Annotated in this window: 13 protein-coding genes; 10 read left to right on the top strand and 3 right to left on the bottom strand. The window is 60.2% G+C overall.

The features are described 5' to 3' along the window. Positions 1-2: 2 nt before the first annotated feature. The 5 genes from C8265_RS08965 to C8265_RS08945 all read left to right on the top strand — a co-directional run bounded on the left by C8265_RS08965 (position 3) and on the right by C8265_RS08945 (position 6,450). Positions 3-533: a DUF3035 domain-containing protein gene (locus C8265_RS08965; protein ID WP_108483672.1), complete on the top strand. Its 531-nt coding sequence runs from the start codon at positions 3-5 to the stop codon at positions 531-533. Positions 534-625: 92 nt separating this feature from the next. Next, entirely contained in the window at positions 626-1,990 is a 1,365-nt protein-coding gene (locus C8265_RS08960; RefSeq protein ID WP_108483671.1) for a M16 family metallopeptidase, read from the top strand. Beyond that, positions 1,987-3,297 (top strand): M16 family metallopeptidase, encoded by a 1,311-nt coding sequence (locus tag C8265_RS08955; protein ID WP_108483670.1) that lies wholly within the window; start codon positions 1,987-1,989, stop codon positions 3,295-3,297. The genes C8265_RS08960 and C8265_RS08955 overlap by 4 nt, the downstream gene beginning before the upstream one ends. A 91-nt stretch (positions 3,298-3,388) precedes the next feature. Then, positions 3,389-5,221, top strand: a complete 1,833-nt coding sequence (mutL, locus tag C8265_RS08950; RefSeq protein WP_108483895.1) for a DNA mismatch repair endonuclease MutL — start codon at positions 3,389-3,391, stop codon at positions 5,219-5,221. After that, on the top strand, positions 5,218-6,450 hold the full coding sequence (locus C8265_RS08945) for a DNA recombination protein RmuC (RefSeq protein ID WP_108483669.1): 1,233 nt from the start codon (positions 5,218-5,220) through the stop codon (positions 6,448-6,450). Before mutL ends, C8265_RS08945 begins: the two co-directional genes overlap by 4 nt. A 135-nt stretch (positions 6,451-6,585) precedes the next feature. On the opposite strand, the gene C8265_RS08940 is transcribed toward C8265_RS08945, so the two are convergent. Both C8265_RS08940 and C8265_RS08935 read right to left on the bottom strand, forming a co-directional pair. Then, the gene (locus C8265_RS08940; RefSeq protein ID WP_240611029.1) at positions 6,586-7,251 is read right to left on the bottom strand and encodes a ChrR family anti-sigma-E factor; all 666 of its coding nucleotides are present in this window, start codon (positions 7,249-7,251) and stop codon (positions 6,586-6,588) included. After that, positions 7,252-7,797, bottom strand: a complete 546-nt coding sequence (locus C8265_RS08935; protein WP_108483893.1) for a sigma-70 family RNA polymerase sigma factor — start codon at positions 7,795-7,797, stop codon at positions 7,252-7,254. A 214-nt stretch (positions 7,798-8,011) separates the two neighbouring features. Between C8265_RS08935 and C8265_RS08930 the strand changes: the two genes are divergently transcribed. From C8265_RS08930 to C8265_RS08910, 5 genes are read left to right on the top strand one after another with little or no spacing between them, the layout of a single operon-like run. After that, positions 8,012-9,301: an NAD(P)/FAD-dependent oxidoreductase gene (locus C8265_RS08930; protein ID WP_108483668.1), complete on the top strand. Its 1,290-nt coding sequence runs from the start codon at positions 8,012-8,014 to the stop codon at positions 9,299-9,301. Then, positions 9,298-10,053: a DUF1365 domain-containing protein gene (locus C8265_RS08925; RefSeq protein WP_108483667.1), complete on the top strand. Its 756-nt coding sequence runs from the start codon at positions 9,298-9,300 to the stop codon at positions 10,051-10,053. The genes C8265_RS08930 and C8265_RS08925 overlap by 4 nt, the downstream gene beginning before the upstream one ends. A gap of 35 nt (positions 10,054-10,088) precedes the next feature. Next, complete coding sequence (locus C8265_RS08920) at positions 10,089-11,270, top strand: MFS transporter (RefSeq protein ID WP_108483892.1); 1,182 nt, start codon at positions 10,089-10,091, stop codon at positions 11,268-11,270. A gap of 3 nt (positions 11,271-11,273) precedes the next feature. Further along, complete coding sequence (locus C8265_RS08915; protein ID WP_108483666.1) at positions 11,274-11,837, top strand: DUF3833 domain-containing protein; 564 nt, start codon at positions 11,274-11,276, stop codon at positions 11,835-11,837. Further along, on the top strand, positions 11,834-12,565 hold the full coding sequence (locus C8265_RS08910; protein WP_108483665.1) for an SDR family NAD(P)-dependent oxidoreductase: 732 nt from the start codon (positions 11,834-11,836) through the stop codon (positions 12,563-12,565). The genes C8265_RS08915 and C8265_RS08910 overlap by 4 nt, the downstream gene beginning before the upstream one ends. On the opposite strand, the gene C8265_RS08905 is transcribed toward C8265_RS08910, so the two are convergent. Further along, the gene (locus C8265_RS08905) at positions 12,562-13,881 is read right to left on the bottom strand and encodes a TrkH family potassium uptake protein (RefSeq protein WP_108483664.1); all 1,320 of its coding nucleotides are present in this window, start codon (positions 13,879-13,881) and stop codon (positions 12,562-12,564) included. The two genes, C8265_RS08910 and C8265_RS08905, sit on opposite strands and share 4 nt — an antisense overlap.

The following is a 13,881-nucleotide window of genomic DNA, read 5'->3' as shown; positions in this document are numbered from 1 at the left end:
AGATGTCAGGCGCAACGCTGGGCAAAATCGGAGCAGGACTTGTGGCGCTTGGGCTGCTGGCCGCCTGTGGTGGCGCAAATGAGCCGCAGCTGATGAACCTGAAATCGCCGGGCAACGGGCCGGATGAATTTGCCATTCTGCCCACCAAACCGCTGCAGGCGCCGGAAAGTTACGCCAGCCTGCCCGCGCCAACGCCGGGTTCGGCCAACCGCACAGACCCCACGCCAAAGGCCGATGCGGTTGCCGCGCTGGGCGGAAACCCCGGGCGCCTGTCGGGGGGCGGCGTGCAAGACCCTGCCTTGATCGGTCACACCACGCGGTTCGGGGTGCAACCCACGATTCGTCAGGAATTGGCAGCGCTTGATCTGCAATATCGCCGTGACAACGATGGCCGTCTGTTGGAGCGGTTGTTCAATGTCAGCGTTTATTTCAAGGCGTACCGCAAATTCGAGCTGGACCAGTACCGCGAGTTGGAGCGGTTCCGCCGGGCCGGTGTGCGCACCCCTGCCGTTCCGCCCGAACAGAAACGCTGAATCACTTCCCTGTCACCGAGGCCAGAGATGGGTTGATCCGGGCGCGGGGTCGCACACATATGATACGATGTACCCCGCCTGAAGGAGCCTTTATGCGCCGCCTGTCCCGTTTTCTGTCTTCGCTTGCGTTGATCTTGGCCCCCCTTGGCGCAATCGCCGCCAGTGCCGATGATACCGTCACCACCTATACGCTGGACAACGGCATGGATGTGGTGGTGATCGAAGACCCCCGCGCGCCGGTTGTCGTGCATATGGTGTGGTACAAGGTCGGCGCGGCGGATGAGCCGCCGGGGGCCTCGGGCATTGCCCATTATCTGGAACATCTGCTGTTCAAAGGCACCGATAAATTGGCCCCCGGTGAATTTTCGCAAGTGGTGGCCGACAATGGCGGGTCGGACAATGCGTTTACCAGTCAGGATTATACTGCCTATTTCCAACGGGTTGCATCCAACCGGTTGGAATTGATGATGGAAATGGAATCTGACCGGATGCGCAATCTGCAACTGGATGGCACCGACATTCTGACCGAACGCCAAGTGGTGTTGGAAGAGCGCAATCAGCGCACCGAAAGCGATCCGGGCGCATTGTTTGGCGAACAGCGCAATGCGGCGCAGTACCAAAATCACCCCTACGGCACCCCGATCATCGGCTGGAAACATGAAATGGCATCCCTGACGCTGGATGATGCCCTGTCGTTTTACCGCACCTATTACGCGCCCAATAATGCGATCCTGATCGTGGCGGGTGATGTGAACCCCGATGAGGTGCATGAATTGGCGAAACAATATTACGGCGTGTTGGAGCCCACCGCCGATCTGCCCGACCGGGTGCGCCCGCAAGAACCGCCGCAATTGGCCGAACGCCGGTTGGTGTTTGAGGATCCGCGCGTCGCGCAGCCCTATGTCATTCGAACCTATCTTGCGCCCGAACGTGACCCCGGCGCACAGGAAAAGGCCGCCGCGCTGACCCTGTTGGCCGAGGTTCTGGGCGGATCTTCGCAAACCAGCGAACTGGGCCGCCGGTTGCAATTTGAAGAACAGACCGCGCTTTATACTTCGGCGTTTTACAGTGGCACGTCATACGACACGACAACCTTTGGTTGGATCATCGTGCCCGCACCGGGCGTGACCCTGCAACAGGCCGAGGATGCGATGGACCGCGAAATCGCCGCGTTTCTTGATCGCGGTGTCGACGCAGCACAGCTTGAGCGGATCAAAATGCAACTGCGCGCCGCACAAATCTATGCGCTGGATTCCACCCAAGGGCGCGCGCGCAATTACGGCGTGGCGCTGACCAGCGGTCTGACGCTGGAGGATATCGCCACCTGGCCTGACCTTCTTCAGGCGGTAACGGCCGAAGATATCATCGCCGCCGCGCGCGAAGTGTTTAACCGCAACGCTGCCGTCACCGGCTGGTTGACCGCCCCCGAAACCGTCACTGAGGAGGCGATTCAATGATCCGTTTTGCATTTATCCTGGCCGCGGCGGTGATGGTTTCATTGCCCGCACGCGCCGCTGTTGAAATTCAAGAGGTGACATCGCCCGGCGGTATCACCGCGTGGTTGGTGCAAGAGGATTCGATTCCGTTCACCGCCTTGGAAATCCGGTTCAAAGGCGGCGCAAACGTCGAAGCGCCCGATAAACGCGGCGCGGTCAATCTGATGATGGCCACGCTTGAGGAAGGCGCCGCCGATCTCAACGCTCAGGAATTTGCCGCCGCGCGCGAAGCGTTGGCTGCCAGTTTCGGGTTTGAGGCATGGAATGACAGCGTTTCAATCTCGGCGCGGTTTCTGAGTGAAAACCGCGATGCGGCGATGGCGCTGTTGCGCACCGCGATCATTGACCCGACGTTTGAACAATCGGCCATCGACCGGGTGCGCGAACAGGTGTTGTCGGGCCTGCGCTCGGACGCGACCGATCCGGGCACCATTGCATCAAAGACCATGGCACGCCTTGCCTGGGGCGATCACCCCTATGGGTCCGATGCCAGCGGCACGATTGAAACCGTAACCGCCCTGACGCGTGACGACATCGTGCAGGCGCGGCGCGATGTGTTGGTGCGTGATCGGATGTTTGTGGGCGCTGTGGGCGATATCACCCCCGAAGAATTGGGCGTATTGCTTGACCGATTGCTGAGCGATCTGCCCGAAGAGGGCGCGCCATTGCCGGTTGAGGCCCAGTATCAACAGGGTGGCGGGCTGACCGTTGTGCCGTTTGACACGCCGCAATCGGTGATCGTGTTTGGCCATGATGGCATTGATCGTGACGATCCTGAATTTTTCCCGGCCTTTGTCGCCAACCATATCTTTGGGGCGGGCGGATTCAGTTCGCGCCTGATGACCGAAGTGCGCGAAAAGCGCGGGCTGACCTATGGCATCGGCACCTATCTGGCCACCTATGATTTTGGCGAGGCGGTGATGGGCCAAGCCTCGACCGAAAACGCCCGGGTGGGTGAAACAGTGGATGTGGTGCGGGCGGAATGGGCGAAAATCGCCCAAGGCGTCACGGCGGACGAGTTGGAAGCGGCGAAAACCTTTTTGACCGGGGCGTATCCATTGCGCTTTGATGGCAACGGGCAGATCGCCGGGCAACTGGTCGGGATGCAGGCGCAAGGGCTGCCGATTGATTATATCGATACCCGCAATGACAAGGTGAACGCCGTAACATTGGACGATGTGAACCAGGTGGTGAAGCGGGTGTATCGCCCCGAAGATCTGCATTTTGTCATTGTTGGGCAACCGGTTGGGGTTGAGCCGACCAACTGATCCTGCCGCGGCACGTTCACCCCGAAAAATTATGATTTCCGCCATTGGCCCCCATGGCGGAATCAAACCTGACTATGCTATCCATTGTGGCATGGCACAGAACTCCCCCCAGATAAGCGAAACACAGCCGGTGATCCGGCAGCTTGACGATACGGCGATCAACCGGATCGCGGCGGGCGAGGTGGTGGAACGCCCCGCCTCGGCCGTTAAGGAACTGGTTGAAAACGCGCTGGATGCGGGGGCGCGGCGGGTTGAAATTGCCTATGCCGATGGCGGTAAAACTCTGATCCGCGTTACCGACGATGGCTGTGGTATTGCGACCGATGCGCTGACCCTTGCGTTATCACGCCATGCCACGTCGAAAATCGACGGATCGGATTTGTTGAACATCCACACCTTTGGGTTTCGCGGTGAGGCGTTGCCCTCCCTTGCGGCGGTGGGGCGGTTGACCCTGACATCGCGGGTCGCCGGGGGTGAGGGCGCGTGTTTGCGGGTGTCGGGGGGCGTGGCCGATCCGGTGCGCCCGGCGGCGATCACCGGCGGCACCGTGGCCGAATTGCGTGATCTGTTTCATGCCACGCCCGCGCGGTTGAAATTCATGCGCACCGACCGCGCCGAGGCCCAGGCCATTGGCGATGTGGTGAAACGTCTGGCCATGGCCGAACCGTTCGTCAGCTTCACCTTGCGCGATGTATCGGGCGGGGGCGAGGGGCGCGTGGTGCTGCGCGCCGATTCGGGCACGGGCGATTTGTTTGATGCGCTGCATGGCCGTTTGGCGCGGATCATCGGCGCGGATTTTGCCGAAAATGCCCTGCGGATCGAAGCCGAGCGTGAGGGCCTGATCCTGACCGGATATGCCGCCTTGCCAACCTATTCGCGCGGATCGGCCACCACGCAATACCTGTTCGTCAATGGCCGCCCGGTGCGTGATAAATTGATCTATGGGGCGCTGCGCGGGGCCTATAACGATTTTCTGTCGCGTGACCGGCACCCGGCGGCGGTGCTGTTTTTGGAATGCGATCCGCAATTGGTGGATGTGAATGTGCATCCGGCGAAATCCGAGGTGCGGTTTCGCGATCCGGGCATCCCGCGCGGTTTGATCGTTTCGGCCCTGCGCCATGCCCTGGCGAATGCGGGGCATCGCGCGTCAACCACCGTGGCGGATGCAACATTGGGCGCGATGCGGCCCGAGGTGCCACAAGGCCGGGTGTACCAAATGGATCGCCCCGCGCCCGGTATTCTGCGTGCCGCCCACACCGCCCAGGCCCCCGGTTTTGACGAAGCGATGCCGGTGATGGCCCGCGCACCCGAAACGCCGGCCCCGACCGAAGAGGAACGGCGCGACTATCCATTGGGCGCGGCGCGCGGTCAGGTGCATGAAAACTATATCATCGCGCAAACCGCCGATGGCATGGTGATTGTCGATCAACACGCCGCCCATGAACGGTTGGTCTATGAAAAACTCAAACGGCAGATGGCGGCGGGCGGGGTTGCGGCGCAAGCGCTGTTGATTCCTGAAATCATTGATCTTTCCGAGGGCGATACCGCCCGGCTGATGGAGATTGCCCCCGACCTTGCCCGCCTTGGCCTGACGATTGAGCCGTTTGGCGGCGGCGCGGTGGCGGTGCGTGAAACCCCCGCGATCCTGGGCACCGTCAACGCCGAAGCGATGGTGCGCGATATTCTCGACGAACTCGATGATCTGGGCGACAGCACCACGGTGCAAACCCGGATCGAGGCGGTGCTGAGCCGCGTCGCCTGTCATGGCTCGGTCCGGTCGGGGCGCTGGATGCGGGGCGAAGAAATGAACGCCCTGTTGCGCGAAATGGAGGCAACCCCCCATTCCGGCCAATGCAACCACGGGCGGCCCACCTATGTTGAACTGAAACTGGCCGATATCGAACGGTTGTTCGGGCGCACATGATCACGATTGGCGCGACGGTTCTTGATTTCAACGATCCGGCGGTTTTGGCGGGCGCGGTGGCTTTGGCGCTGGCATTGCTGTTTCTGGTCCTGATGATTGTGGCTTTGCGCCGGGCCGGGCGCACGGCAAATATGATCGCGCCCTTGGCGCAACAGGTGCAGTATATGAACCAACGGGTGCAGGCCTTGGGCGATGGCCAGCAACAATTGTCGGGCGGGCTGACCGGAGTGGCCGAAAGTCAGGCGGCGGCGCAGGCGCGCACATTGCAATTGATGGAGGCCCGGTTGGCCGAAGTTTCGGGGCGGATGGATGCCAATCTGCGCGAGTCGGCCGCGCGCACGGCACAGGTGATGGCCGACCTGTCGGAAAAAATGAATCAAAACCTGGCCGGATCGGCCACCAAAACCGCGCAATCCTTGGGCGAATTACAGCAGCGCTTGCAAACAATTGACAAGGCTCAGGCGAATATCGAAAAACTGTCGGGCAATGTATTGAGCCTGCAGGACATTCTAAGCAACAAGCAGACGCGCGGGGCGTTTGGCGAAATCCAACTGCATGATATCGTTGGCAAGGCGCTGCCGAAAGACAGCTTTACCTGGCAGGCGACGTTAAGCAACGGCAGGCGCGCCGATTGCCTTATTCACCTGCCCAATCCGCCTGGCCCCATCGTGATCGACAGCAAATTCCCACTTGAGGCTTATGAGGCCCTGCGCCGCGCCAGCACCGATCACGAAATGCGCACGGCGGTGGCGGGGATGCGCACGGCGGTGCGCGCCCATATCCGGGCGATTTCGGAAAAGTATATTCTGGAAGGCGAAACCGCCGATGGCGCGCTGATGTTTCTGCCGTCTGAGGCGGTCTATGCCGAATTACACGCCAATTTCCCCGAACTGGTGCGCGACGGGTTTGCGGCGCGGGTATGGATCGTATCGCCCACCACCTGCATGGCGACGCTGAACACCATGCGCGCGATCCTGAAAGATGCGCGGATGCGCGAACAGACCGGCGCAATTCGCAAAACGTTGAAACACCTGCACCGGGATGTGGAAATTGTGGTGGAACGGGTGGCAAAGCTGGATCTGCATTTCACCCAGGCGCGCGCCGATCTGGATGGTATCGGCACCGCCGCCGAACGGGCCGGCAAACGCGCCGCCCGGTTGGATAATTTCGACTTTGAGGAACTGGAGGCCGACGTTTCGTCAGTGGCCGCAATCGGCGGGCCGGAATAACCGTGAGTCGTTGGGCGGCGAATGCGGAACTTTGGATATTTGAAGCAAGAAAAAACCAGGGCCGGGATGCGGCCATGGGGTCTATAATGTTTGGCGCTCACTCGGATAGGTGAGTTCGATTGAGCGCGACACGCTTTAGATCCGCAGGAACGGTTGCGCGAGCCTTTGAAGAAGGCCGTTGAACACAAGCGGCGCATCGGTTGCGGCCAAGCAAATGCAATCGGCCCCGTCTTCGGCGATGGGTGTGTGATGGGTGTCTTCATTGGCCAGATCGATATCGCCCCGGGCAAAGCGGTCATGTTCGTCGTGAAACGCCCCTTGCAATACCAATGTCATTTCAAGGCCCCGGTGGCCGTGATCGGGCAGGTGGGTGCCTGCCGGAATATACAACAGGCGCGCGGTTGCGTCTTTTGAGGTGGGCAGGCGGGCATCGCGCACGCCCCCACCAAGGGAACGCCATTTGACCCCCGATGGATCGGCACCGGCGTAATCGCGCAAGGGGGCGGGAAATACCGCCTTGGCAACGGCGCGCGGTTTCATCGGTTCCTGCGGCTGCTGGTGGATCAATGCCATGGTTTTGGCCAAGGCATCATCGCCTACGGGGGCCGCCGCACATGCGTTCATCAACGCGCCGCCCACTGCCTCAAATTCGCCCAGACGGGCGCGGCATTCATCACACAGCGAAATATGGGTCGCCACCACAAGGCTGAATGCCTCGGGCAGGGTGGCGGCGGCATATCCAATCAGAAGTTGATCGGACAGGTGGTGATTGATCTGTGCCATTTCGGTTCGGTCTTTCATTCACTGCATGGCATGGCGCAACCGTTCCAGCGCCAACCGTATTCTTGATTTGATCGTGCCAAGGGGCAGGCCGGTCTGTGCCGCGATCTCAGAATGGCTGAGATCGGAAAAATACGCCTGTTCTATCAATGATCGTTGTTTTTCGGGCAGTTGTGCCATGGCCTGAGTCAACAACTCGGTTTCCTGTTGCAAGGCCAGAACATCGCCCTGATCGGGTTCTTGTTCGGGGCCCCATGTCACCTCTTCGGGTTCGGGGCGGCGTTGTTTGCGCAGGGCATCAATGCGTTTGTTGCGCGCGATCGTAAAGATCCAGGTGGACACGCCGGCGCGCGATCCGTCAAACAGATGCGCCTTGTGCCAGACGGTTGCCATCACTTCTTGCACGCATTCTTCGGCCAGGGTTTGCGAGGCGCCCGACCGGATCAAAAATCCTTTTACCCGGGGGGCAAAGTGGCCAAACAGCGCGGCGAACGCGGCCTCATCGCGCATCTTGTGGATGCGGCGCATATGGTCGGCCCAGTCTGGCGTGTTGCTGGGATCGGTCATGGTTGTGTCGCACACTCCGGCTGGGCTGAAATCACCAAAGGTCGGCCCCTGCCCCGGGAGGGGCGGTGCCACATATGTGATATGATGTACATTTTCAGTCAGCATGTATCAATTACGCAGGACGCGAAAGGTTGGATCACATGACTGTGGAACTTTGATTTGATCTGGTGTCTGGGGGCTGCCGTATATACTGCGACATAACTTCGGAGACACCATGCCATTTGAACTACTTAACGCCGCGCCCCAACGGATTGCCGTGATTGGTGCAGGGATTTCGGGCATGGGCGCCGCGCATTATCTGGCCGATCACAATCACGTCGTGATGTTTGAGGCGGCGCCGCGATTGGGCGGCCATGCCCGCACGGTGATGGCAGGCAAGCGCGACGATCAGCCGGTCGATACCGGGTTTATCGTATTTAACCGGGTGAATTACCCCCATTTGGTGAAACTGTTCGAAACCCTGGATGTGCCGATTGCCGACAGCAACATGAGCTTTGGCGCGTCAATCAATGGCGGGGCTTTGGAATATGGGTTGCGCAGTTTCAATTCGGTGTTCGCGCAAAAGAAAAACATGGCCAACCCCAAATTCCTGCGGATGCTGTGGGATATCAACACGTTCAACCGTCGCGCGGTCGACGTGGCCAATGATCCGGAAATGACCATCGGTGATTTCCTGCGCAAGCTGGGCACCGGGGCGTGGTTTCGTGATTTTTATATCCTGCCGCTGTCTGGTGCGATCTGGTCAACCCCGACCCATGGCATTCTGGATTTTCCGGCGCAGACAATGGTGCAGTTTTTCAAGAATCACGCATTGTTGTCGGCCACGGGGCAACACCCCTGGTTCACGGTAAAGGGTGGATCGGTTGAATATGTGCGCCGCTTGGCCGCATCATTGGAGCAGCGCGGCGTGGATATTCGCCTGTCGGCCCCGATACAGCAGATCACGCGCGATGGTGTCGGTGTGACAATAAAGGCCAAAGGCGGCGTGCCCGAACGGTTTGATCAGGTGATTCTGGCCACCCATTCCGATGACAGCCTGGCGATGCTGGGCGATCCATCGCCCGAGGAAACCGCCGCCCTGGGCGCGGTGCGGTATCAACCCAATCAGGTGGTGCTGCATTGCGATGACACGATGATGCCGCGCAGCCGGCAGGCCTGGGCCAGCTGGGCCTATACCGAACCGGCAGGCCCGCGAAACGACCGAATCGATCTAACCTATTGGATGAACTCCTTGCAACCGATCCCACATGATGATCCGTTGTTTGTGACGCTAAACAGCAAGCGGCCCATCGACCCGGCCAAGATTTACGATCAGGTGGAGTTTCGCCATCCGGTATATGATCTGGCGGCGTTGCAGGGCCAAAAGGATGTGCGTCGGTTCAATGGCGCCAACAACACCTGGTATTGCGGGGCCTGGATGCGCAACGGATTTCACGAAGATGGATTGGCCAGTGCCTATGACGTGGCCGAGCGGATCGCGCGCGCCGGGGTCGCCGTGGCGTGAGCGGGCGCGTCGATCATATCGACGGGGTTACCTATCACGGGCGGCGGGGCGCTGTGGAAAACGCGTTTCGCTATAGCATCGACTATGTGTTGTTTGAGCCTGAGGCAAAGCCCGCCTGGCCCAGTCTGTTTCGCCGCAATCGCCGCGGGCTGGCGGGGTTTTATGATGCCGATCATGGCGGCGCGCCGGGCAAGGGGCGCGGTGCGCCATGGGTGCGCGATGTGTTGGCGGCTCACAACCTGCACGATATGGGGCGGATCGAATTGCTGACCCAGCCGCGTGTTTTGGGCCATGTGTTCAACCCGGTTTCGTTCTGGCTGATTTATCAGGGGGATGCGTTAACCGTGGTGATTGCCGAGGTCACGAATACTTTTGGCGACCGCCACTCATACCTGTGCCATCATCCCGATCTGCGCCCGATCACGGCGCAGGACACGTTGGAGGCGCAAAAGATCTTTCATGTCTCGCCGTTTCAGGATGTGACCGGCAGTTACAGCTTTCGCTTTGATATAAGGCCCGACAAGATCGGCGTCTGGATCGATTATCGCGCCGGTAATGGCGGGATGCTGGCCACCCTGACCGGGCCGCGACGCCCGCTGAGCAATGCCACGATCCTGCGCAGTTGCCTGCGCCGCCCATTTGGGTCGCGCCGGGTGTTGGCGTTGATCCATTGGCAGGCGCTGAAGCTGTGGATCAAACGTGCCGGATACCGCCCGCGCCCCGAACCGCCCCAAGATGAGGTCAGCCGGTGACCTTTGGGTTGCCCCGCTATTCGATCTTTGCGGCGATGTTGGCGATGGCGGGTTTGCCGATCTATATTCACGCGCCAAAATTCTATGTCGATAGTTACGGTGTCGGTCTTGCGGCGCTGGGCGCTGTGCTGGCCGGGCTCCGGTTGATTGATGTGGTGCAAGACCCGGTGTTGGGCTGGTTGGCGCAACGTGTGCGGCGGTATCGCGGAGCATCCGTCATGGTTGGCGGGGTGTTGATGGCGGTGTCGATGGTGGGGCTGTTTGCCGTGCCCCCACCGTTGCCGCCGGTGGTTTGGTTTGGGCTGACGTTGACGGGCCTGTTTTCGGGGTTCAGTTTTCTGACCATCACGTTTTACGCCCAAGGGGTGCAGAAAGCGGATGTCATCGGCGCAGGCGGCCATGTGCGCCTAGCCACATGGCGCGAAACCGGGGCGTTGTTGGGCGTGTGCATTGCCGCCGTGGCCCCCACGGTTTTGATCGGAACAGGCGCGCCCTTTGCGCTGTTTGCCTGGGGCTTTGTCGGGTTGGCCGCGCTGGCGGTGTTTGCCATGGCGCGCGAATGGCAGGGCGCGCCGGTGGCGCAGATGGAAACCGGGCTGGCGCATATTCTGCGCGACAGGCTGGCGCGCCGCCTGTTGTTGATTGCGCTGGTCAATGCCACGCCGGTTGCCGTCACCTCGACCCTGTTTTTGTTTTTCGTCGAAAGCAGGCTGGCGGCACCCGGGGCCGAGGGGCCGCTTTTGTTGCTGTTTTTCCTGTCGGCGGCGGTGTCTGCGCCGCTGTGGGGGCGGATCGCGGTGCGAATCGGGGCCAAACGGGCACTATTGGCAGGCATGGGGCTGGCCATTTTATCCTTTGGCTACGCCGCGTTTCTGGGTGCGGGGGATGTGGCGGCGTTTGCGGTGATTTGTTTCGCCTCGGGCGTGGCTTTGGGCGCGGATCTGACCCTGCTTCCTGCGATTTTTGCAACACGCATGGCGCAAATTGCCCCGAACCCGGAACAAGGGTTCGGGTTGTGGTCTTTTGTAACCAAGGTGACACTGGCGATTGCTGCGCTTACGTTGTTACCTGTTCTTGAATTTTCCGGATTTCAGCCCGGTCAACCCAATGCAGAGCCCGCGCTTTTTATGCTGACGGCGCTCTATGCCGTGTTGCCCTGTGTGTTGAAATTTCTTGCGCTTGCGCTCTTTGCAGGCACGACGATCGAAAGAGGCTGAGTTATGGACGCGGTAATGTTGGTTTTTGTCGGAGGTTTTCTGACCCTGTTGGTATGTTGGGGGCGCCGCCGTTTTGCGGCCTTTCCGGCGCAGACCCCCGGTGATTACGATGATATCGGGCCAGAATTCGACATTCGCACACATCTAAGCGGCCCGTTGCAATGCGAAGGCGTGATTTACGGCCCGTTTGGGCGCGTCACCTCGCGGTTTACCGTCGACATGGACGGCACATGGGACGGTGATACAGGCACCTTGGCCGAAACGTTTCGGTATGATGATGGATCGGTGCAAAAACGCGCCTGGCATCTGACCGTTGGCGAAGATGGGCATTTCACGGCCTTGGCCGATGATGTAAACGGCGCGGGACGGGGGCGGCAAATGGGGCCGACTGTGCAGCTTTTGTATCAAATTCGTCTGGCAGAGGATGCCGGCGGCCACGTCTTGCGCGTGGTGGATTGGATGTATCTGGTGGGGGAAAAAACCATCATCAACCGCAGCCAATTTCGCAAATTCGGAATAAAGGTGGCCGAACTGGTGGCCACAATCAGACCAAAGGACATGTCATGAGAGAGTGGAGCGGGAAACGGTATTGGTTGGTGGGTGCGTCCGAAGGGCTGGGCGCGGCCTTGGCCCATAAACTGAGCCGGGTCGGGGTTGAGCTGATTCTCAGCGCGCGATCCGAGGATAAGTTGAATGCATTGGTGGCCGATCTGCCGGGCAAGGCGCGCGCCGTCGTGTGCGATGTGTCCAGCGATGAAAGCGTGGCACAGGCCGCCGCGGACGTTGGTGAGGTGGACGGCGTGGTTTACATGGCCGGCGTCTATTGGCCCCAGGGCCCGGCCGATTGGACTGCTGATCAGGTGACGGCCATGTGCGACATCAATTTCACCGGCTGCGCGCGGGTGTTGGGCCAGGTTGTGCCGGGCATGGTGGCGCGCGACGCGGGGCATATCGTGTTGACCGGGTCATTGTCGGGCTTTCGCGGCTTGCCCGGCGCCATCGGATATGGCGCGTCAAAGGCCGGTGTGATGTATCTGGCCGAATCCATGTATGGTGAACTGCGCAAATCGGGTGTGGATGTGCAATTGGTCAACCCCGGTTTCATCAAGACCCGCCTGACCGACAAGAACGATTTCACCATGCCGTTCATCATGTCGCCCGAAAAGGCCGCGCAGGAGATCATCGACCATATGTCGACCGACCGGTTCAAGAAAAGTTTCCCGTTCGCCTTTGGGGCCATGTTCCGCCTGTCGCAGTTTTTGCCCGACTGGCTGTATTACCGGATTGCCGGTTAACCCAGATAAATCTGGCCCTCGGGGAAACGCACTTGGGGGCGGCTGCGGGTGGCCAGGAAAAAGCCCAGGGTCAATGGCCCGACCCGGCCCAGAAACATCACGATGATGATCACGATCTGACCGCCCATGGTCAGATTGCCGGTGGCGCCCATCGACATGCCCACGGTGCCAAAGGCCGATGCCACCTCAAACGCCAACACGATGAATTCATCGTCTTGCAGGATGGTCAGCACAAACAGCGAAACCATCACCAACACCAGGCTGATCATGGTCAGGGCCAGCACCTTCATCACCTCTTCGGGGCCGATGCTGCGCCCAAAGGCGCGCAATTCGCTGTGGCGGCGGAAAAATGCGATGGTGGCCAGAATAAGCACGATGAATGTTGTCACCTTGATCCCGCCCGCGGTTGACGTGCTGCCGCCCCCGATCACCATCAGCGTCATTGTGGCCAGTGCGGTTTCATCGCGCATGGCTGTGGTGTCGATCGTATTGAATCCGGCGGTGCGGGGGGTAACCCCCTGAAACCACGCGGCGATCAAACGCTCCCACGCCTGATCGAATTGGCCCAGGGTGCCGGGGTTTGTCCATTCAAGCACTGCGAACATCGCCCAGCCCCACAGGATCAACCCGAATGTGCCGACGATCATCAGCTTGGAATGCAGCGTCAGCCGGTGCCACCGCCGCCGTTGCAACACATCGGCAATCACCACGAACCCCAGACCGCTGAGGATAAAATTGAACGGAATCACCAGATTGATGACCGGATTCGTGGCCCATTGTGACAAACTGTCGGGAAACAGGGCGAAACCGGCGTTGTTGAAGGCAGAAATGGTGTGAAACACCGCGTGCCACGCGCCCTGTGCCCAGCCAAATTCAGGCACGAACACAATCGCCAGCACTGCGGCACTGATCACCTCGACCACGATGGCGACCTTCAGCACCGTGCGCGCCAGTGGGCCAAGATTGGCCAGGCTGGATTGGTTCAGTTCCTGGCGCAACACCATCCGCTGTGGCAATCCGATGGGCAGGCCCAGGGCCGATAATAACAGCACGGCAAACACCATCAGCCCCAATCCGCCAAATTGAATCAACCCCGCCACGACCATTTGGCCAAACAGGGTAAAGGCGGTGCCGGTATCGACCACGATCAACCCCGTTACCGTCACCGCCGAGGTTGAGGTGAACAGCGCCTCCATCCACCCCACGGTGCCGTCATTGGCCATCGGCAGGCGCAAAAGCCCGGCGCCAAGCACGATAAACATGAAATACAGCAGCGCCAGAACGGCCGGTGGCGACAGATGGGGAAGGCGGGGCAT

Source organism: Oceaniglobus ichthyenteri, from assembly GCF_003057885.1.
Taxonomy (GTDB): Bacteria; Pseudomonadota; Alphaproteobacteria; order Rhodobacterales; family Rhodobacteraceae; genus Oceaniglobus; species Oceaniglobus ichthyenteri.
The sequence above is the reverse complement of the archived record's forward strand: the minus strand, read 5'-3'. Positions and strand labels throughout refer to the sequence as shown.

Excerpts from the sequence above, each read along its gene's own strand:
- C8265_RS08965 (WP_108483672.1), top strand. The coding sequence starts at position 3 with ATGTCAGGCGCAACGCTGGGCAAAATCGGAGCAGGACTTGTGGCGCTT.
- C8265_RS08960 (WP_108483671.1), top strand. The coding sequence starts at position 626 with ATGCGCCGCCTGTCCCGTTTTCTGTCTTCGCTTGCGTTGATCTTGGCC.
- C8265_RS08955 (WP_108483670.1), top strand. The coding sequence starts at position 1,987 with ATGATCCGTTTTGCATTTATCCTGGCCGCGGCGGTGATGGTTTCATTG.
- mutL (WP_108483895.1), top strand. The coding sequence starts at position 3,389 with ATGGCACAGAACTCCCCCCAGATAAGCGAAACACAGCCGGTGATCCGG.
- C8265_RS08945 (WP_108483669.1), top strand. The coding sequence starts at position 5,218 with ATGATCACGATTGGCGCGACGGTTCTTGATTTCAACGATCCGGCGGTT.
- C8265_RS08940 (WP_240611029.1), bottom strand. The coding sequence starts at position 7,251 with ATGAAAGACCGAACCGAAATGGCACAGATCAATCACCACCTGTCCGAT.
- C8265_RS08935 (WP_108483893.1), bottom strand. The coding sequence starts at position 7,797 with ATGACCGATCCCAGCAACACGCCAGACTGGGCCGACCATATGCGCCGC.
- C8265_RS08930 (WP_108483668.1), top strand. The coding sequence starts at position 8,012 with ATGCCATTTGAACTACTTAACGCCGCGCCCCAACGGATTGCCGTGATT.
- C8265_RS08920 (WP_108483892.1), top strand. The coding sequence starts at position 10,089 with ATGTTGGCGATGGCGGGTTTGCCGATCTATATTCACGCGCCAAAATTC.
- C8265_RS08915 (WP_108483666.1), top strand. The coding sequence starts at position 11,274 with ATGGACGCGGTAATGTTGGTTTTTGTCGGAGGTTTTCTGACCCTGTTG.
- C8265_RS08910 (WP_108483665.1), top strand. The coding sequence starts at position 11,834 with ATGAGAGAGTGGAGCGGGAAACGGTATTGGTTGGTGGGTGCGTCCGAA.
- C8265_RS08905 (WP_108483664.1), bottom strand. The coding sequence starts at position 13,881 with ATGCCCCGCCTTCCCCATCTGTCGCCACCGGCCGTTCTGGCGCTGCTG.